Source organism: Burkholderia sp. GbtcB21 (genome assembly GCF_019091065.1).
Lineage (GTDB): Bacteria > Pseudomonadota > Gammaproteobacteria > Burkholderiales > Burkholderiaceae > Burkholderia > Burkholderia pyrrocinia_C.
In genome coordinates, this window is record NZ_JAGXKA010000001.1 from 601,247 (window position 1) to 619,795 (window position 18,549).

Annotated in this window: 16 protein-coding genes and 1 pseudogene; 3 read left to right on the top strand and 14 right to left on the bottom strand. The window is 64.7% G+C overall.

The features are described 5' to 3' along the window. Positions 1 to 50 precede the first annotated feature (50 nt). A complete protein-coding gene (locus KVT39_RS02595; protein WP_217587688.1) occupies positions 51 to 992 on the top strand; it encodes an esterase family protein in 942 nt (313 codons plus the stop codon). Positions 993 to 1,103: 111 nt separating this feature from the next. On the opposite strand, the gene KVT39_RS02600 is transcribed toward KVT39_RS02595, so the two are convergent. Further along, positions 1,104 to 2,318 carry an NAD(P)/FAD-dependent oxidoreductase gene (locus KVT39_RS02600; RefSeq protein ID WP_217587690.1) on the bottom strand — a complete coding sequence of 405 codons (1,215 nt, stop codon included), beginning with the start codon at positions 2,316 to 2,318 and terminating at the stop codon, positions 1,104 to 1,106. 166 nt (positions 2,319 to 2,484) lie between these two features. On the opposite strand from KVT39_RS02600, the gene KVT39_RS02605 reads away from it, so the two are divergent. Next, positions 2,485 to 3,429 carry a LysR family transcriptional regulator gene (locus KVT39_RS02605; protein ID WP_217587692.1) on the top strand — a complete coding sequence of 315 codons (945 nt, stop codon included), beginning with the start codon at positions 2,485 to 2,487 and terminating at the stop codon, positions 3,427 to 3,429. A gap of 140 nt (positions 3,430 to 3,569) precedes the next feature. Next, entirely contained in the window at positions 3,570 to 4,328 is a 759-nt protein-coding gene (locus KVT39_RS02610) for an SDR family oxidoreductase (protein WP_131949490.1), read from the top strand. A 58-nt stretch (positions 4,329 to 4,386) separates the two neighbouring features. Here the strand turns inward: KVT39_RS02610 and KVT39_RS02615 are convergent, their stop codons facing one another. The 13 genes and pseudogenes from KVT39_RS02615 to KVT39_RS37850 form a co-directional block, all read right to left on the bottom strand. After that, positions 4,387 to 4,818 carry a Fis family transcriptional regulator gene (locus KVT39_RS02615; RefSeq protein WP_105392495.1) on the bottom strand — a complete coding sequence of 144 codons (432 nt, stop codon included), beginning with the start codon at positions 4,816 to 4,818 and terminating at the stop codon, positions 4,387 to 4,389. Positions 4,819 to 4,858: 40 nt separating this feature from the next. Further along, on the bottom strand, positions 4,859 to 6,334 hold the full coding sequence (gene tldD, locus KVT39_RS02620; protein ID WP_217587940.1) for a metalloprotease TldD: 1,476 nt from the start codon (positions 6,332 to 6,334) through the stop codon (positions 4,859 to 4,861). Positions 6,335 to 6,346: 12 nt separating this feature from the next. Further along, positions 6,347 to 7,705 (bottom strand): TldD/PmbA family protein, encoded by a 1,359-nt coding sequence (locus KVT39_RS02625; protein ID WP_217587693.1) that lies wholly within the window; start codon positions 7,703 to 7,705, stop codon positions 6,347 to 6,349. Positions 7,706 to 7,747: 42 nt separating this feature from the next. Continuing rightward, positions 7,748 to 8,971, bottom strand: a complete 1,224-nt coding sequence (trxA, locus tag KVT39_RS02630; RefSeq protein ID WP_217587694.1) for a thioredoxin — start codon at positions 8,969 to 8,971, stop codon at positions 7,748 to 7,750. Between the two features lie 79 nt (positions 8,972 to 9,050). Next, on the bottom strand, positions 9,051 to 10,721 hold the full coding sequence (locus tag KVT39_RS02635) for an ABC transporter ATP-binding protein/permease (RefSeq protein ID WP_243566614.1): 1,671 nt from the start codon (positions 10,719 to 10,721) through the stop codon (positions 9,051 to 9,053). A gap of 107 nt (positions 10,722 to 10,828) precedes the next feature. After that, a complete protein-coding gene (locus KVT39_RS02640; protein ID WP_082146233.1) occupies positions 10,829 to 11,251 on the bottom strand; it encodes a biopolymer transporter ExbD in 423 nt (140 codons plus the stop codon). 13 nt (positions 11,252 to 11,264) lie between these two features. Next, positions 11,265 to 11,999: a MotA/TolQ/ExbB proton channel family protein gene (locus KVT39_RS02645; RefSeq protein WP_131949485.1), complete on the bottom strand. Its 735-nt coding sequence runs from the start codon at positions 11,997 to 11,999 to the stop codon at positions 11,265 to 11,267. A gap of 22 nt (positions 12,000 to 12,021) precedes the next feature. Beyond that, positions 12,022 to 12,777 carry an energy transducer TonB gene (locus KVT39_RS02650; protein WP_244099528.1) on the bottom strand — a complete coding sequence of 252 codons (756 nt, stop codon included), beginning with the start codon at positions 12,775 to 12,777 and terminating at the stop codon, positions 12,022 to 12,024. 31 nt (positions 12,778 to 12,808) lie between these two features. Further along, the gene (locus KVT39_RS02655) at positions 12,809 to 15,151 is read right to left on the bottom strand and encodes a TonB-dependent receptor (RefSeq protein ID WP_254640341.1); all 2,343 of its coding nucleotides are present in this window, start codon (positions 15,149 to 15,151) and stop codon (positions 12,809 to 12,811) included. A 349-nt stretch (positions 15,152 to 15,500) separates the two neighbouring features. Then, positions 15,501 to 15,962 (bottom strand): Lrp/AsnC family transcriptional regulator, encoded by a 462-nt coding sequence (locus tag KVT39_RS02660; protein WP_034188004.1) that lies wholly within the window; start codon positions 15,960 to 15,962, stop codon positions 15,501 to 15,503. A 133-nt stretch (positions 15,963 to 16,095) separates the two neighbouring features. After that, positions 16,096 to 17,070 carry a DUF4880 domain-containing protein gene (locus KVT39_RS02665; RefSeq protein ID WP_131949483.1) on the bottom strand — a complete coding sequence of 325 codons (975 nt, stop codon included), beginning with the start codon at positions 17,068 to 17,070 and terminating at the stop codon, positions 16,096 to 16,098. Continuing rightward, positions 17,052 to 17,603, bottom strand: coding sequence for a sigma-70 family RNA polymerase sigma factor (locus tag KVT39_RS02670; protein WP_105392523.1), 552 nt, complete (start codon positions 17,601 to 17,603; stop codon positions 17,052 to 17,054). Before KVT39_RS02670 ends, KVT39_RS02665 begins: the two co-directional genes overlap by 19 nt. 356 nt (positions 17,604 to 17,959) lie before the next feature. Continuing rightward, a pseudogene (locus KVT39_RS37850) lies at positions 17,960 to 18,508 on the bottom strand (integrase core domain-containing protein); the annotation flags it as partial. Between the last annotated feature and the right edge of the window lie 41 nt (positions 18,509 to 18,549).

Below are 18,549 nucleotides of genomic sequence, written 5' to 3' on the forward strand. Positions count from 1 at the left end.
GTCATGCGCCGCTGCTACGATAGCCGGCGCCTCTCCTGAAACGATTCGCCATGCGCCGACTCGCCCTACCGTTCGCCGTCGCCCTGATCGCCGGCTCCATCGCCACCGCCCGCGCCACACCGGCCGCGCCGACGGTATCGCCCGCGCCGCCGTCGGCCACCCAAGCCACCCAGGCCGCGCCGGTCACGCCGGCCGCCCAGGAGCCGCCGGTCAATCCGGGCAGCAGCGTCGCGCTGCGCACGTTCCGGTCGGCATCGCTGAAGCGCGACTGGTCGTACACGGTCTACCTGCCGCCCGGCTATAACCCGGAAGGCGCGCGCTACCCGGTGATGTACCTGCTGCACGGCAATGCCGGCAACGCGAACGACTGGATCACGCAGGGCCGGCTGCAGGCCACCGCCGACACGCTGATCGAGCGCCGCGAAATTCCACCCGTCGTGATCGTGATGCCGCAGGGCGGCACCAACTGGTACGTCGACCGCAAGGAGAAGATGCAGAGCGCGTTCCTCAACGACCTGCTGCCCGAAGTCGAAGCGCACTTCGCGGTGTCGAACCAGCGCGCGGGCCGCGCGATCGGCGGCGTGTCGATGGGCGGTTTCGGTGCGCTGCGCTTCTCGCTGCTCGAACCCGGCCTGTTCTGCGGCGCGATGCTGCTGAGCCCCGCGATCTATGCGAACGAGCCGCCGCTCAATTCCGCCGCGCGCTATGTCGGCGTGTTCGGCGACCGGCAGTTCGACTCGCGCGTGTGGCACGAACTCAACTACCCGGCGCTGATGCGCGGCTATTTCGCGCGCAGCTGGCGCGTGCCGATGTACATCGCGGCCGGCGACGACGACCTGACGATCCAGGCCGAATCGAGCGTGCTGTACACGCAGCTGCGCCGTGCGCAGAACCCGGCCGAGTTGCGCATCGTCGACGGCGGGCATACGTGGGACGTATGGCGCGGGCTGCTCGGGCAGGGGTTGAAGTACGCGCTCGAGTGCGTGAGGTGACGGCGGGCGGGCGTTGCCCCGCCCGTTTTCGTCAAGCCGGCCGATGCCCGGCCCGCCGTCCGTCGACAGGAGCGATGCGCTGCGCGCGCGACCCACGCGCACACTTCGGGCTCAAAGCCACGTGCCGCCCTGCCGCTCGCTCGGCGCCTCGGCGAGCGCATCGAAATCGTGAATCCAGTCCAGGTGATGCAGCACGCTGTCGCGTTCGGCCAGACGCGCGTTGCGCGCCTGCGCGGCCGGCCCGTCGGGCAGGTGCAGCACGTCGGCCGCGGAAATCGACGCGTACTGCACCTTGCGCGTACGGCCGCGACGCAGGCGCTCGTACGCTTCCTGCGCTTCGCGCCAATTGCCCGGGCCTGCCTTCGCCAGTTGCGCCGCCAACACCATCGCATCCTCGATCGACTGGTTCGCGCCCTGCCCGTGATGCGGCACGAGTGCATGCGCGGCGTCGCCGATCAGCGTCACGCGCCCGCGGCGCCAGCGGCCGAGCGGCGGCCGATGGAACAGCCCCCAGCGCTGGCTGATCGGCACGGCGGTGATCATCTGCACCACCGCCGGATGCCAGCCCCTGAACACGCGCAGTTGCTCGCCCTCTTCCGCCGGCATGACCCAGTCGCGCGACGGCCACGGTGACGGATGACGCTCGACCAGCAGGAAATTCTGGTCGCCGTTGTCGCCGATCGGGTAGTGCAGCAGATGCCCATGCGGCCCGACCCAGAACTGGATCGTGTCGGGATCGGGCAGCAGGTCCATGCGCGCGGCCGGTACCACGCCGCGAAAGCCCGAGCAGCCCGAATACAGTACATCGTCATAACCGAGCATCCAGCGCCGCGTGATCGAGCGCGCGCCGTCCGCGCCGATCACGAGATCGGCTTCGACGCGCTCGCCGTTGTCGAACGCGAGCGTGACGCGATCGGCATCCTGCGCGAGATCGACCAGCCGATGGCCGAGATGGATGCAGTCGAGACCGACCGCCTTCGACAGCACGGCCTGCAGATCGGCGCGATGCACGCCCCAGTACGCGCCGTCGAATTGCCGGCGATAGTCGGGTTCGCCGCGATGATGGCCGATCACCGCGCCGCTGCGCCCGTCGCGATAGACCAGGCCCGGGATGTCCGCGCACACCGCGTCGAAAGCCGCGCGCAAACCCATGCGTTCGTAGAAGCGCGTCGCGTTGGCCGACAGCGCGACGGCCGCGCCGACTTCGCGCAATGCGTCGGTCTGCTCGTAGAGCTGCGCGTCGATGCCGTGTTCGCGCAAAGCAAGTGCGAGCGTCAGGCCGCCGATGCCGGCGCCGACGATCGCAATCTTCGGGTTCGTCTGCATGATGAAGGTGTCTCCGATATTCAGATGTGGGGTCTGCGGGCTGCGCAGCGGTCATGTCGAATGCATGCGCCGTATCGGTAGTTTCAGGAGTGGACATTCATCCCGCAATAAAATGAAATGAATCTGCTTCATCACCAAATGCAATGAGCCGGGCAAGGCGAAACCCATGGAACTGAGCGAGATCGACCTGAACCTGTTGCTGCTATTTCAGCGGCTGATGCAGGAGCGGCGCGTGTCGAGCGTCGCCGAGCAGATGAACATGAGCCAGCCGGGCGTCAGCAACGCGCTCGCGAAGCTGCGCCGCCGGCTCGGCGATCCGCTGTTCATGCGCGGGCCGGGCGGCGTGGTGCCGACGCCGTTCGCGCTGCGTCTGGCGGAGCCCGTGTCGCACGCACTCGCGACGCTGCATGCCGCGCTCAATCCCGAGACCGGCTTCGATCCGCTGCGCGCCGCGCGCACGCTGACGATCGGCATGACCGATATCGGTGAAGTCGTGTTCCTCCCCGCGCTGCTCGAACACCTGTCGCAAGCGGCGCCGGGCATCGCGCTCAATACCGTGCGCAACACGAGCGTCAACCTGAGCGACGAGATGGCCGACGGCCGCGTCGATCTCGCGATCGGCCTGCTGCCGCAACTCAAGGGCGGGTTCTATCAGCGCCGGCTGTTCGATCAGCGTTATGTGTGCCTGTTTCGGCACGGGCATCCGCTCGAGGATGCGCCGCTGACGGTCGAGGCATGGCGCGACGCCGAGCATCTGGTCGTGGTGTCGGCCGACACCGGCCACGGGCAGGTGGACGAATGGCTGAAGCGGCGCCGCGTGAAGCGCCGGGTGCGGCTGACGGTGCCGCATTTCATGAGCGTGGGCTACATCCTGCAGCGCACCGACCTGATCGCGACCGTGCCGGAGCATCTCGCGCTGCAGCTCGCCGCGCCGTTTTCGCTGGGTTGGCGCGCGTTGCCCGTCACGCTGCCCGGTGCGCCGATTCATATGCTGTGGCATACGCGGGTCAATCAGGACGAAGGGAACCGATGGCTGCGCGGCGTGGTGGTCGATCTGTTCGCGGAGACGGGTGTGCGGGCGCGGAAGGCTGGGCCCGGGCGGAAGAAATGATCGCCGTCACCGCGTGGTCGGACGCGATTGTCGATATCGCTCGAATCCGTGCGCCGCGCATTTCGACTACATTGCCGAAGGGCTGACGACATCGAACCTCGGTCGCCTCGTTCCTTACTCAACCCGCAGGAAATCAAGCCATGTCTGTCTCGAAGAAATTCGCCGCCGTCACGGGCGCCGGCTCCGGCATCGGTCGGGCAGCAGCAATCGCACTCGCCCAGGCCGGCTTCACCGTCGCGCTGCTCGGACGCACGGAGGCGTCGTTACGCGAAACGCAGGACACCATCCGCACCGCCGGCGGCGACGCGCAGGTGTTTCCCGCCGACGTCACCGACGAGGCGTCGGTCGACCGCGCGTTCGAGCAGATCGCGCAGCAGTTCGGCCGGCTGGACGTGCTGTTCAACAATGCCGGACGCAACGCCCCGCCCGTTTCACTCGGCGAATACGAATTCGACGTGTGGAACAGCGTCGTCGCGACGAACCTGACCGGCGTCTTTCTGTGCGCGCGGGCCGCGTGGCGGCTGATGAAAGCGCAAACGCCGCAGGGTGGCAGGATCATCAACAACGGCTCGATCTCGGCGCACGCGCCGCGCCCCGATACGATCGCGTACACGGCCACCAAGCATGCGGTGACCGGGATCACGAAATCGCTGGCGCTGGACGGCCGCCGGTACAACATCGCATGCGGCCAGATCGACATCGGCAACGCGGCGACCTCGCTCACGGAACGGATGACGCAAGGCGTCCCGCAGGCGGACGGCAGCCTGGCGCCCGAGGCGCGCATGGACGTCGCGCATGTCGCGAACGCAGTCGTCCAGATGGCGAACCTGCCGCTCGACACGAACATCCTGAACATGACGATCATGGCGACCGCGATGCCGTTCGTGGGGCGCGGATAGCGCGCTGCAGGCGAAAGCGCGTTGCGCTCGCCGCACCGGCCGATTCTTCAGAGCCCGATCACTGAGTCACCCTGCAGTATCGCTCCAGGCGCTTCGCGACTTCGTCGATCACCTTGACGGGGGCGACTTCCAACTGCAAATCATGCGTTGTCAGCACCCTGGCGAAAAGATGGAATGCGTCGCCATCGAAATGGAAATGCCCTTGGCGGCCGGAGGAAAACGCGTGGTTTGCGATCTTTTCCAGGTCCTTGTACGAAGCGTCCTCGACATCCCCGTACCCGTATTCGCACAGGATGCCCGTGGCGATCACGGTCCTCATCAGGACCTGAAGCGCGACAAGCGACCCCACACCGGCATGCAGCGCTTCGAGCTGAAGGTGATACTCCAGTGACAAGGCATCGCGTATCGGCCTCGCCAAGGGCAGCAGTTCCGTTTTCGCCTCACGTTGCGTGCGGCTGGACTGACTGAGACGATGAGCCCATTTGTTCACGTTCTATTCCACCGGCAATGCGCCGCCTCGACGGCCACGACTACGCGGTGCCTCCGACGGTCATTTCATCCACCCTCACGGTCGGTTGGCCCACGCCCACCGGGATCGACTGCCCCGCCTTGCTGCACGTCGCCCTGCCGGGATCGCAGGCGAGATCGTTGCCGACCAGGCTGATGTTCCGTATGGTGTCCGGGCCGTGGCCCGTGATCGTCGCGCCCTTGACCGGCTCGGTAATCCTGCCGTTTTCGATCAGGTAGGCCTCGGATGCCTCGAAAACGAACTGACCGCTCGTGATGTCGACCTGGCCGCCCTCGAGGCCCGACACGTAGATACCGTTGCGCACCGACTCGATGATTTCCTGCGGCTCGTGGTCCCCGTTCAGCATGAACGTGTTCGTCATGCGCGGCATGGGCGGCGAGGCGTAACCCTCGCGGCGGCCGTTTCCGGTCGGCTCCATTCCCATCAACCTCGCGCTCAGCGCATCCTGCATGTACGCGCGCAGCACGCCGTTCTCGATCAAGGTCGTGCGCCGCGTCGCACACCCTTCGTCGTCGATATTCAAGGAACCGCGGCCCCCCTGGAGCGTTCCGTCGTCGACGATGGTCACATTCCCGGATGCCACCTTTTCGCCGAGGCGTCCCGCGAAGGCGGACGTCCCGCGGCGCGCACCATCGGCTTCCAGTCCATGGCCGACCGCTTCGTGCAACAAGACGCCATTCCAGCCCGGGCCGACCACCACCGTCATTTTTCCGGCCGGCGCCGGCCGCGCCTGCAGCTTCGTGAGGGCGGCCGTCACACGTTCCCGCACGAATGTGCGAAGTTCGTCGTCATCCCACGTCTGGATGCCATAGCGCCCGCCGATCCCCCCGCTAGCGCCCTCCACGCGCGCGCCGGACCTGACGCGCACGTTGATCCACAAGGACAGTTGCGGACGCACATCGCCGCAACTCAGGCCGTCGCATCGCGCGATCCAGATCGTTTCGTGCACGGCGCTCAGCACGGCATGCACTTCGATCACGCGCGGGTCGGCGGCCCGGGCGATCTCGTCGAGCGTCTTCAGAAGCGCGATCTTGTCCGCTCCATCCATCGTCCGCAGTGGATGAGCCGGGTCGTAGAACGATCGTGCCGATGCGGCCGGCCTGCGCTGCATCGCTGCCGAGCCGTCACGCGAAATGCCGCTTCCGGTTTCGCACAGCCGCGACGCAACATTCCGGAGCGCCATCGCGTCGATGCGTTGCGAACTCGCCAGCGTCGCCTGTTCTCCCTTCAACACGCGCAGTCCGAAGCCGCTATCGCAACGATACGAACTCGCGCGCACGGCCCCCCCTTCCAGCGACCATGATTCCGCGGTCGTTTCCTTGAGAAAGATATCCGCAAAATCCCATCGCTGGCCGAGCGCGACGCCCATCGCGGAAAAAAGCGCCGTCTCGTCGACGCCATGCCGGTCCAGCAGCGCGTGCCGCGCCAGCGTGCGGATCTCCTCGCGGGCAGGCCGTAATACCTGCCGCTGCTTCATGTCACTCATGTTTCAAGCTCCCCCGATCTTCATTGCATCGATCAGCCACGATCCGGAGGTCGCCCATCCCCTCGTCAACGCGTCGCTGCCGATCGCCTGTAGTCCGCCGAACATCCGGCGGAGATTCGACGCTATCGTGATACCGCTCACCGGGAACCGGATCTCGCCGTCTTCCACCCAGAACCCCTTGGCGCCGCGGGAGAAATCCCCCGTCAAGCGGTTCACGCCGCCGCCAACCATCTCCGTGACCAGAAGTCCGCGATGCAGCTTCCTCAGCATCGCGGCGAAGTCGTCGCCGGGCCGGGTCCGTGTACTGCGCATCTCGAGGTTGTGGGGCCCATAGCCGTTGCCGGTGGGCGTCAGGTTCAAGCGGCGCGCCGCATAAAGCCCGAGAAACAGCCCGCGCAGGCGGCCGTCCTCCACCACCTTGCGGCGCCCGCCCGGAATGCCGTCTCTGTCGAAGCAGCGGCTGGCCATCCCGCGCTTGACGAACGGATCCTCGTCAAGCTGGACATGCGGCGGAAACAAGGACGAATCGATGTCATCCTTCAAGAACGATCCGCTCCGGTAGAGCGCATCCCCCGATGCCGAGGACACCAGTTCGGCCAGCAGCCCCAGCGACGCCGACGGCTCGAACAGAACCGGGCATTGCTGCGTGGGGACTTGCGTCGCGCCGAGCGCGTCGATGGCTCGCCTGGCGGCCAGCGCCCCGACCTCCTCCGGTTTCGCGAGATCGTCGAATGCGCGACTTGCATGGCCCCAGAAACCGATCTGCTTTTCGCCGGCGCCGAACGCGACGGGCGCACATGCGATCGAATGGACGGACCACGGCGCTGTCGCATGGAACCCCGCCGACGTGGCCAGCAACGACGTGCCCGACATCGTTCTCACCGTTACGCCCTTCGACGCCTTGATCGACGGGTCATGTGCGAGCGCCGCATCCTCGGCGCGTTGCGCATGGGCACCGATGTCGTCGAGCGACCAATTCAGCGGGTGATGGAGATCGAGATCGGGAAAGTCCCTGGCCAACTGGCTCGAATCGGCGAATCCGGCCGCGGGATCGGGCTCGGTTGCGGCGGTGCTCTCGATCGCCGCGCGAACGATCTTTCTCAGCCCGTCGTCCGACAGGTCCGACGATTTCGCGAAAGCACGTTTTCCGTCGCGAAACACCGTCACCGTCATCTCCAGGGTGCCGCAAAAACTGCGTTCCGTCTGCACCCGGTTCGTCACGGTCACGGCGCTCGATTCGGCGGCCTCGATCTCCACGCGCGTCCCCTCCGCGCCCGCCTGCCGCGCGAACGCGATCACTCGCTCCGCCGAACTCGCCAGCTCAGCAGCGACGGTTTGCAACTGCGTACTGCTCGATTGCATCAGCCTGCTCCTCCGCCATGCGGCATCGTGTCGTTGAATGCCTCAGGCGGTCTGCCCGGTGAGCTGAATCAGCATGTCGCCGATCGCGCTGCCCCGCTCGGCCGCGGCGAGATGGCCGTCCTCGTAATAAGACAGGAAACGCCCCACGAGTTGAGGATCGACCTCCGCCACACGCTCCATCAGCGCGCTGCCCCTCGGCGGCTCGACGCCGGCGTCGATTGCCTGCTTGAAGACCCCTTCCGCCAATTGATTCAAGCGCGCATCGTCCTGCGCGCCCCAGTTGCATTTGACCTGCAGCCATTTCCGCATGGAGCCGCAAAGTGAAAAGACGAACTCCTTCAACATGTCCGGATTCCGGGCCAACGAGGACGAAGCGACCTCCAGCACCTCGGCGGCCACGGCAGCACTCCCGTCGCCGAGTTCGGCCGCCGCGTCCCTGGATGCCTGCCTGACGTCCGCCCAGTTCGCGTCCGCCACCGGGGAGCCGTCCATTTCCGCCGCGTGCAGCGAAACCAGCTCGTCACGAATCGCCAGCAACCTCGATTCCCCCTCCAGCGTGTCCGAGACGATCCGGCTCGACAGGATCGACATCAGCAGCCGGCCGGGCAGCGTCGAGAGGTTCGCGCCGACCGGTACGCTTTCCAGCCAGTCCGCCACGAACAGCGCCGCCTTGAAATGGGTGCCTCGATAGCTCGACAGGACCGTCACCGCCTCGACCACATCGGTCGGCATGCCCAACACGGACGCGCACTCGTCCGGATCACGCGAGTCGGCAACGAATTCCAGTGCGCCGCTGATCTTTTCCGGCCACATGGGGGTGTCCAGCGCGGCTTGCTTGTGCTCCAGATAATCGAGCAACCGTGCGATGCGAGCCGCTTTCACCTGCGGATCGCCGCCGAACGCGCGAAGCGTCACTTCGGGCTTGGCCAGCTGCGTGACGGTTCCCAGGTGCGCATCGAGATAACTCGCCAGCTGCGTGGCCGACCGCGGTCCCACGATGCGGCCCGCCTCATGGCCGCCGTTCATGAGCACCAGGGCGGGAATACCGCGCACACCGAAACGCTCGCGCAAGGACGGATGCTCGTCGACGTTGACCTTGACGATGTCGACCTTGCCGTCGAAGTTCCGCGCCACCTTCTCGAGCGTCGGCGCCAGCGCCTTGCACGGCCCGCACCATTCGGCCCAGAAGTCGACCAGCACCGGACGGCTGTTCATCATCACGTCGGCCTCGAAGCTCGCGGCGGTCACACTTTTCAAATCGCTCATTTCACGTTCCTGTCCATAAGTTCGGTTTCGTCGGACCTTGCCCCCGGTGAGGAGCAAGCGTCCTGACGGGATCACGGTGTCATGCCGGGCAAGCAGACGAAGCCGTGCCGGTCAGGCCGGCCGCGACCGCGGATGCCCATTCCGGTGAAAAGTCGAGGGTCTGCTGATGAAAGGCCAGCAACTCCTTTCGATGCGCGACGCTGAGGATCGTGGCCTGAGGTAGCCGGTCGATCAGCAGTTGGTAGAGCGTTCGCTCGCTCTCGGTGTCGAGCGCCGACGTGCATTCATCGAGAAATATCGTGGTCGGGCTGGCCAGCAACACGCGTGCGAACGCCACCCGCTGCTGCTCTCCGCCGGAAAGCCGGTCGCTCCAGCGATCGGCGTCCAGCATCGATGCAACGTGCGCATCGAGGCCGCATGCGCGCAGGACGTCCGCGCATTGGCCGTCGGTGTACGTCGATTCCTCGTGCGGATACGCGATCGCCGCCTTCAACGTGCCGACAGGGATGTAGCTGCGCTGCGGAACGAACATCGTTCCTTCGGCACCGCAGGTGACGATACCCTCGCCGTAGGGCCAGAGGCCCGCGAGCGCTCTGAGCAGCGTGCTTTTCCCGCTTCCGGAGCGCCCGCGGATCAGACAGCGCGAACCGGGTGCGAGCGAGAAGTCGGGCACGCGAGCAATCTCCGCGCCGGCTGCGTCGCGCAGAACCAACCCGTGGGCGCCTACGGCTCCGCGCTCGCCGGCGGTCAACACGACGTTTCCCCGCGAATCCAGCGCGTTCACGTAGAGAAATTCCCGAAGCCGGTTCGCTTCGGCGCGCCACGCGGTGAATCCCAGATAAGCCTGGGGAAAGAATGCCAGGGAACTGGACACGGAACTGAATGCTGCGTTCGATTGCATCAGCCCGCCCAGCGTCAGCCCCCCCGTTATCAGTTGCGGCAATACCAGCAACGTGGGCACCACGGGCACCACCGAGCTGAATTGCCCGACGATGTTGGTAAACAGCGAGACCCGCGTGTTGACCCAAAGCAGCGCATAAAGATTCGAAACGACCTGGCGAAAAGCCCCGTTCAATCGCTTGCCTTCCGCGCCGCTTCCATCGAAGAAGGCGATCTGCTCGGCGAATTCGCGCACCCGCACCATCAGCACGCGGAAGTCGCCCTCCACGCGGTTCTGCTTGGCATTGAGGGTGATCAAGCGTCGGCCGAGCAGGTGCGTGGCCCAGAAAAACAGGCCTTGATAGAGAAAGACGGCATAGACCAGGTATCCGTGGATGCTGTACGTGTGTCCACCGATATCGAGATCCAGGGAATGGCCGATCGACCACAGGATCACGCTGAAGCTCACGATGCTCACCGGCACCTGAAGCACGCCCATCGACAGCTGCAAGGTGTCCTTGACGAACTGCTTCGCATCCTCCGCGATACGCTGATCGATGTTCTCGAGCGCGCGGTCGCGCTCGATGCGGTAGTAGGTATGGCGGGCCAGCCACTGATCGGCCAGCCAGGTCGTCAGCCATCGCCGCCAGCGAATCTCGACGATCGATTGCATCACCACCGTGGACACCGTCAGCGCGGCGGCGGCCATGGACACCAGCAGGAACTGCAACAGCAGGTTCGGCAGCGCCTGAAACCTCCCGGATCCCACGGCGTCGTAGAACGTGCCGGTCCATCGGTTGAGCCACACGGCGATATAGGTGTGGCTCCAGCCCGCCCCAAGCACGTAGGCGAGCATCAATGCCGACAGCATGCCCTCCCTGGTGGTCCAGTACGGCGTGATCAACTTCCAGACGGAAGGAAAGTGACGCCTGGCATCCCGATCCTCGGCCCGGTCCGTCGGGAATGCCCGATTCCCGATCATTGCTGGCCCTTGGTCGGTTGCATGACGAAATTGATCTTGTTCAGCCCGCCGCCCTGCAGCGCCGCGAGTATCGTGGCGACCTTCCCGTATTCGACGTGCTCGTCGGCATTGATGTTGACGGCCGGAGGATCGCCCTGCTTCGAAGCCGCCTCGACACGCAGCTTCAGCGCCGCATCGTCGACCACGTCCTTGTTCCACAGCACGGTCTTGTCAGCCGTGATCGACAGGTCGATGTCCTGCGTTTTCGACTGGGCGGGCTGTGCCGCGGCCTTGGGCAGATCGACCTTCACCGCCTTGTTGATGACAGGCAGCGTCACGATGAAAATGATCAGCAGAACCAACATGACGTCGATCAGCGGCGTCATGTTGATGTCGTTCATCACGCCTTCGTCGTTGTTGCCATCCATGAGAATCGACACGATTGGCTCCCGATCAGGCGGCGGCGTTGACGCGCTTGCTCGTCGCCGGCGCCGCGGGCACCGGGCGAACGTCGCAGCGGGCCTTGGCGCCTGTCACGAAGTACACGTGCAACTCGTGCACGAACCGGTTCAGGCGATGGCTCACCCGCTTGTTGCCTCGATTGACGTAGTTGAATCCGAGCACGGCGGGGATCGCCACGAACAGGCCGATCGCCGTCATGATCAGCGACTCGCCGACCGGGCCCGCGACATGATCGAGGCTGGCCTGTCCCGACACGCCGATGGCCATCAGCGCGTGATAGATGCCCCACACGGTCCCGAACAGGCCGACGAACGGCGCGGTACTGCCGATCGACCCGAGGATGGCCAGGCCGTTCTGCAGGCGGGCAACCTCGTCGTCGAAGGCGTTGCGCAGGCCGCGCGCCACCCATTCGCTGCTGCTGAGGCTTCCTTGCAGCGACGCGTCGCCACCGGCCTGCTGGTCGTTCGCCTCGCGGCCGGCAAGCGCCACGGCGCGATACGGATTGTCGGTGCCGTCACCCAGGGCCTCGATGCCGTCATCGAGCGACGGCGTGGACCAGAAGCGCGTCTGCGCACGTTTTCCCATGGTCTCGAGGCGTCGATTCGCCAAGCCCTTGGTCACGATGACGAACCACGACACGATCGACATGCCGAGAAGAAAGACGAAGATGAACCGGGTGATGAAGTCGCCCTGCTGCCAGACGTTGGCGATGCCGTACTGTTCCATTTTTTGCTCCGTAGATTCCAGGTCAATCATTCAGGTTGAAGGCGATCGGCTGCTCGGCCTCTACGGCACGGGCAATACCGGCGGTCGTGTAGGGCTGGCAATGGCCGGCTTCGATCGCCGCCAGCGCGGCCGCATCCAGCAGCGGGTAGCCGCTGCTTTGCGCAACCCGCGCCGTCTTCACCGCACCGTCCACGCCGATGTTCAGCCTCACCACCACCGTGCCTTGCTGCTCCAGCCGCCGGGCCTTCGGCGGATAGTCCGGCCGCGGGATACGGCAACCGAGCTGCTTGAGCTCCGCGCTGCTAATCTGCTTCGGGCTATCGAGCAGTTGGGGACCCGGCGCGGGTGCAGGCGGTGTCGCAGCGGAGGGCGCGACCGCGCTGGGCACCGGTACCGGCGGCGCCGGCGGCGCCGGCTCGACCGGTTTGACGGGCTCGGTCTTGGCTGGCGCGATGGTCCGGGCAGCAGGAGCCTCCGAGGAAAGCAAGGGTGCCGTCTTCCGCACCACCGGCTTTTCGACGGGCTTGGGTTCCGGCTTCCGCTGAGGCTCCTGCTTGGGCTTCGGTTCCGGCCGCGCGACGGGCTCGGGTGTCGGCGCGGCAACGAGCCTGACCTGAACCGACGCACCGGAGGCCCGGTCGGCCTCCAGCCTGATCAGGTCCACGCTGCGATGAACGATCAGATACAGCCCCAGTGCGTGCGCCAGCACGACCGCGCCCCCGATCGCCGCGCGCCGCCATCGCGCCCGCGAATGAGTGATGCGCTCAGGATTCGACATGCCGCCGCTCCACGGCCGAGTCTCGAGGGTGTCAGAAATCATAGGTGCCGGTGAGCATGATGGTCCGCTCCGGTCCCATCGGGATCAGGCTAGCGGTCGTGCTGCTGTAGTAGAGCTTGCGATTGAATACGTTCTTGACCGAAAGATTCAGGCCGTAACCCTTCTTCCGATAGAACACGCCGAGGTCCGTCTCCACCTGGCTGGGGATGCGGTACGCCGAGCCCGAACCGATGTACTGCCCGCTCGCGAAGAACAGCCCCGCGCCGACACCGAAACCCTGGAGCTTCTCTGAGCGGAAGTTGTAGGTCGCCCACAGGCTGGCGCTGTTCTTGGGTAGGTTCACCGCCAGCTTGCTGTTCGGCGGCTGCACGAAGTCGTTGTACGTGTAGCTGCCCACCACGTTGACACCGGGCAGCGGCTGCCCGGTAATCTCCGCTTCGAATCCGCGGCTGACGGCGCCGCCGGCAGGAAGATAGAAGCCGCGATGGGCCGGGTCGGCAACGTTGTAATTGCTGAACGAGGTGCGGTAAGCCGAGGTCGTGATGGCCAGCTTGTCGTCCAGCAGGTTGAACTTCATGCCCACTTCGACCTGCTGGCTGGTTTGCGGGGGGAGCACACCGCCGCCGAATTTAAGCGCCGTGCCCGGCTGAAAGCCACGGTTGTAGCTGGCGTAGGCGGCAACCTCGGACGTCAGTTCGTAGAGCAGGCCGAGGCTCGGGCTATACGCATTCTGATGGTTTCCCGGTGGTGGGTTACCGGCGTAGGTCGCATGTGTCAGATAGGTATCCCGGCGCACGGACGCGAGTGCATGGAAATTCTTGTAGGAGAACTGATCTTGTAGATACAAGCCGGTTTGGGTGAAGTAGGTAGTCCCATTCGGCATCAGGTTTCCCGTGTCGGAAGACGGAAGCGTAAATGAGCCGAAGACATTCGGAATGGAAATGAATTTCGATGTCGTGGTGTCAGACTGATGCTGGCTGTAGCGAAGAACGTCCCAGCCAGCAATCACCGTATTTTTCGCAGCGCCGACATTGAACTTGGCGCGCAGGTAGTTCTGGAAGCTCCAACTGTAGAAATCCGAAAGCGAATCGAAATTGTGGAACAACACGCCGTTGGTCGCCGAGAGCGGCGTGGCCGTAGTCCAGGCTTGCTGCGTTTGTTGGGTCCGCGTATAGGAACCCTTGCTCACGAAGGTCAGCGCCGAGCCGAGCTTTTGTTCGAGATGAATGAAAATATTGTCCGTTTGCGCGCCGAAATGGTCGGACGGCGTGCCAAGCGGCTTGTCGATATAGTTTCGATAGATATCGCCGGCAGCATGGCCGAGCGTGAACTGGGGAACCGGCTCGCGGTAGACCGTGCGCTCATAGCCGACCGTCACATCCGTGGTCGAGTCCTTCCATTGCACAGTCGGCGCAAAGTAGAAATTTCTCTTGCCGTCATATCCCATCGAATTCTGGCCGACCCGTTCACCCGAGATGATGAAGCGATACCGGAGTTTCTTGTCGGCGGTGATCGCGCCCGTGCTGTCCAGCGCGATCTGGGTGTCGCCGTACGATCCGTAGCCCACCTGGATTTCATGAAACGGATCGGCCTGCGGCGTCTTCTTGACGAGATTGATGACGCCTCCCGGCGGACTGTTGCCATTCACGATGGCCGAGGGTCCCTTGACCACTTCCACGCTCGAGATGGCGATCGTCGGCGTAACGTTAGGGGCCGTCCCGACAGTCGCCAATCCATCCGACGTGACGTTTTGCGCTACAAACCCGCGAATCGTGTAACTCGGCACGCCCAGCGGCCCCGGCCGCGTGACGACACCGGAAGCATTCCTCAGCACATCGGAGAGCGACTGAGCACCCTGGCTCTGGATCACCGCGGCATTGATGACGCTGACCGATTTCGGCGTCTCGCTCAGCGGCACATCCGAGCGCGCATAGGTGGAGGACGATTCCGCGACGAAGCCGGTACCGCCTGAATCCCGGCTGGCCGCCACGCTGATGAGGGGCAAGGTGGTGTCTACCTGCGCCGTGGTCGCCGCGACTGCGGCAGCGGCCGGCGCCGACGAAACCCCCTTGGCATCCGCCTTGACGTGAGCCAGCGTGTAACCGCCGTTCGCCGTCGGAACCAGGTCGAGGCCCGTGCCCTGCAAGGCCTTGCGAATCGCGGCCTCGGCCGAATACGTGCCGTCCACCGGCGCCGATTTGAGCGACTGCACCAATGACGCGTCATAGCTCAACGGAAGCTGCGCGACCCGGGCGATCTCCACCAACGTGCGATCCAGCGGACCGCTCGGCAGATGATAGGTGTGTTGTTCCGCCTGCTGCGCATACGCCGCGGACACCATGAAAGTCTGGGCAACCGCCATTGCGATCGCCATTGCCGCAACGTTGCGGGCCATACCCTTGCCGTCGAACTTGATCCCCACGATGCACCCATCCCTAGTCGGTTGTATTTCGGCAAAACGCCTGTCTTGTCCCACACGATCGAGAAGTCGAGAAGCGGTCAACCGCAACGGCATGCCTTCCCCCTTCACTCCCGGCTTCGCTCGAGGCCGCCGGCCCCGGCAGGCTTGCCGGCTCCTCATCCACATGAAAAAGTCTAGCGATCCTGCCCGGAATACTTTTTTGAAAGAATTCGTCCTTCGCGCCATTTCCGGTTTTTTATTCCCACCGACCGCGCCGTCTTTGAAAATTCAATCCAGCAGGCGGAATCCGCAGACAAGAAAATCAGCAAACGTAATCGAGGGGCAACCTCGTCGTATGCTTGATGGTCTCCATCGAGAAACTCGAACTCACATCGAAAATTTCCAGCTCGCTGATCAAGCGCTTGTACACGCCGTCATACCCGGCAATGTGCGGAACGACCACCTTCAGCAGGTAGTCGATATGACCGCTCATGCGGTACACCTCGATCACCTCGGGGATGTCGGCGACCACGTCGCAGAAGCGTTTGAGCCAGGCTGCGGTATGCTGCGCAGTCCTGATTTCGACGAGCACGGTCACGCCGACATTGAGCTTGTCGGCGTCGAGCAGGGCAACCCGGCGGGCGATGACGCCGTCCTGCTCGAGCTTCTGTATGCGGCGCCAGCAAGGCGTCGTCGACAAATGCACGCGATCGGCGATTTCCGCCACTGAAAGCGTGCTGTCCTCTTGCAGGACTGTCAGGATGGCCTTGTCGATATGGTCGATCACAGTTCCCCCCTTCGGGACAAGGTAAGCGTCGCAGGCATTCGGACGCCTTCATTCACCTTGTGCAACGAAGCGGGAAAAGTGACACCGGGAAAGAAAAAATTTTTGCGCCCCGGCTGAACGGGGCGCGGCGTCAAGCCTCTGAGGCGACGGCCAGAACCTTGCCATACACGGCAAGGGAAAGTCCCAGGCCGTTGGCGAGCTGGCGCAGCGCCGCCTCGGCGTCGTCGAGTGGGAACACGCCGCTGACCCGGCGAGCGAGCGCGGCCCGCGGAAACCGGATATAGCCGCCGTAGTAGCGGCCCAGCGTCTCGAGGATGTCGGGCAGCGGGCGATCCAGGACGACGAGCGTGCCGCGGCTCCAGGCGAAGATGTCGGCGGCCGTCTCGGGCATGCGGGCGATGCGCCCCGGCGATAGCGACCAGACCGAACCATCGCCGATGCGGACACTGCCGCCGCGCGGCGTCGCAAGGGTTGCATCCCCCCCCTGCACCGCGACCACGGTGTGATATCGCAATGTATCGACGCTCAGGCGAGCGTGGCTCGTGATTGCCGTCCCGTCCCGCGTCCTCACGGCGAACTGCGAGCGGTTCGTCGTGGCGGGACTCGTCAGGATCTGGCCGGACGCAAGATAGACGTCGCCGCGTGCGCCGTCCCGTGTCCAATAAACACGCGCCGATGCCCCGAGGACGATCGGTGTCCCGTCTTTCAGCGCCACGGCCTGCGGCGTCCGATCGCCATTGTGATAGTCGGCGTCGAGCGAATACGCCCGGACCAGTTCTCGCGTTCCGATCGCGGCCAGCGCCAGCGCCCCCACCCCGGCGCCAGCCTTCAACATGCGGCGCCTCGCACGAGACGGCTCGTTCAGCGCGCTTCGCACCGCCGTGCCGGGCGCGTTCCGCAGGGAGGCAAACCGCGCCAGCCCTTCCTGGAGCCGTATCCACGCCGCTTCGTGCGCGGGATCGGCGCGGCGCCATGCCTCGAAGCCATCGCGATCCTGCTGCGTGGCGTCCTCGGCACGCAACCGGACCTCCCACTGAACGGCTTCCTCCGCGCACGCATCGACCGGGCCGGCGCCACGCGGGGCCTTCAACTGATCAGAAAGCATCGGGTAAGCGCCTGGGCGATATATTTGCGAACCATGCTTGTCGAGACGCCGAGTCGAGCGGCAATCTCGGAATACGTGAGGCCGTCGATCTGGCTGTAGATAAAGGCACTTTTCGCTTTCGGAGACAATCCATCGAGCGCCTGATCGATCAGGAACAATGCCTGGGAAATCTCGACGATCGATTCGGCGGACGGCGCGAGGGGCTCCTCGACGGTGAGGAGCGCCTCATGATAAGCGCGCTCGAGATCCCGGCGGCGCCACATCTCGAAGGTGAGACGCTGGGCGATGACGGTCAGCCACGCTCGAGGCTCGCGAATACCCGGCGGGTCATCGACGCCGGCAAGCGCCTCGAACGACGACGACGCAAGATCCTCGGCATCGGCCGGCGATCCGACACGACGCAGCAGCTTCGCCTTCAGCCATCCGTAGCTGGCCCGAAACTCGTTGGCAAGCCAAACCGAGCGGGAATGAGGCGACTCGTCGTCGCTCCTTTCCAGCTTGTCGAGAGGCTGTGCTGCCGGGCCAGTGCTCATGTGCCAATTTCCAAAGCGATGGCGCGATGGGCGTGCGCTGCAGGATGCCAATCATCTGCCCAAATGCAACGTCATGCCCCGCTAGATTGGTGTCGTAGTATGCCATTTCAAAATCGCCGCATACCGGCGCGATACCAATCCAAAACCCGACGTCCGGGGCGGTCATTCGCGACGCCGGGACGACCAGGACGCCCCGATCACGTCGCGGAGCCGCAGGCCGCCCCGAATCATGCTCGCTCAACTGGCTGCCAGATATCGCTGCGGCGATTCGCCCCTGATCCGTCGGAACATGACGACGATTGTGGTTGTATGACCTGCCCCATCAATAGCGCCAATGGACTTCTAGCAAAGTCCCTTTAAACCAGCTCCTGGAATGCGGCAGGAGCATCCGCTGTTGCCTGATGTTTCGCCGCGAACTCCGATGGCGAGAGGTAATTCAGTGCGCTGTGCGGCCTTTGCTCGTTGTAGTCTTGACGCCATGCCGCGATGACAGCGCGAGCGTGGGCAAGCGTCGTAGACCAGTGCTCGTTAAGGCATTCATCGCGGAACTTGCCGTTGAACGATTCGATGTACGCATTCCGCGTCGGCTTGCCGGCCTGAATCAACTTCATGGTGACGCCACTTGCGTAGGCCCACTGGCCGAGCGCGCGGCTCGTGAATTCGGGCCCCTGGTCTGTTCGCACCGCTTTGGGATCGCCTCGGAAGCGGGCGCCCGTTTGTGATTGGCGTGCGTTCCTTCGCGTTCCACCAGGGCATGCAGCCGACGGTGGCCGAAGCGGCGACGCTCGTGCGCCAGCTCCACCAGACGCGCCGTCAACGCTTCATTCTCATGGTCCGGCTTCGCACTCGTAGTGCAACATGCTGCGAGAAAGCCCGACAAGCCGGCAGGCGCGGCGCTCCGATAGCACTGGACGTCTCATCGAGGACGCATTGCCATCGATCGACG

Bases quoted from the DNA above. Each gene is read 5' to 3' on its own strand.
- KVT39_RS02595 (WP_217587688.1), top strand. From the start codon at position 51: ATGCGCCGACTCGCCCTACCGTTCGCCGTCGCCCTGATCGCCGGCTCC.
- KVT39_RS02600 (WP_217587690.1), bottom strand. From the start codon at position 2,318: ATGCAGACGAACCCGAAGATTGCGATCGTCGGCGCCGGCATCGGCGGC.
- KVT39_RS02605 (WP_217587692.1), top strand. From the start codon at position 2,485: ATGGAACTGAGCGAGATCGACCTGAACCTGTTGCTGCTATTTCAGCGG.
- KVT39_RS02610 (WP_131949490.1), top strand. From the start codon at position 3,570: ATGTCTGTCTCGAAGAAATTCGCCGCCGTCACGGGCGCCGGCTCCGGC.
- tldD (WP_217587940.1), bottom strand. From the start codon at position 6,334: ATGAAGCAGCGGCAGGTATTACGGCCTGCCCGCGAGGAGATCCGCACG.
- KVT39_RS02625 (WP_217587693.1), bottom strand. From the start codon at position 7,705: ATGCAATCGAGCAGTACGCAGTTGCAAACCGTCGCTGCTGAGCTGGCG.
- trxA (WP_217587694.1), bottom strand. From the start codon at position 8,971: ATGAGCGATTTGAAAAGTGTGACCGCCGCGAGCTTCGAGGCCGACGTG.
- KVT39_RS02635 (WP_243566614.1), bottom strand. From the start codon at position 10,721: ATGCTGTCGGCATTGATGCTCGCCTACGTGCTTGGGGCGGGCTGGAGC.
- KVT39_RS02645 (WP_131949485.1), bottom strand. From the start codon at position 11,999: ATGGAACAGTACGGCATCGCCAACGTCTGGCAGCAGGGCGACTTCATC.
- KVT39_RS02650 (WP_244099528.1), bottom strand. From the start codon at position 12,777: ATGTCGAATCCTGAGCGCATCACTCATTCGCGGGCGCGATGGCGGCGC.
- KVT39_RS02655 (WP_254640341.1), bottom strand. From the start codon at position 15,151: ATGGCGATCGCAATGGCGGTTGCCCAGACTTTCATGGTGTCCGCGGCG.
- KVT39_RS02665 (WP_131949483.1), bottom strand. From the start codon at position 17,070: ATGCTTTCTGATCAGTTGAAGGCCCCGCGTGGCGCCGGCCCGGTCGAT.
- KVT39_RS02670 (WP_105392523.1), bottom strand. From the start codon at position 17,603: ATGAGCACTGGCCCGGCAGCACAGCCTCTCGACAAGCTGGAAAGGAGC.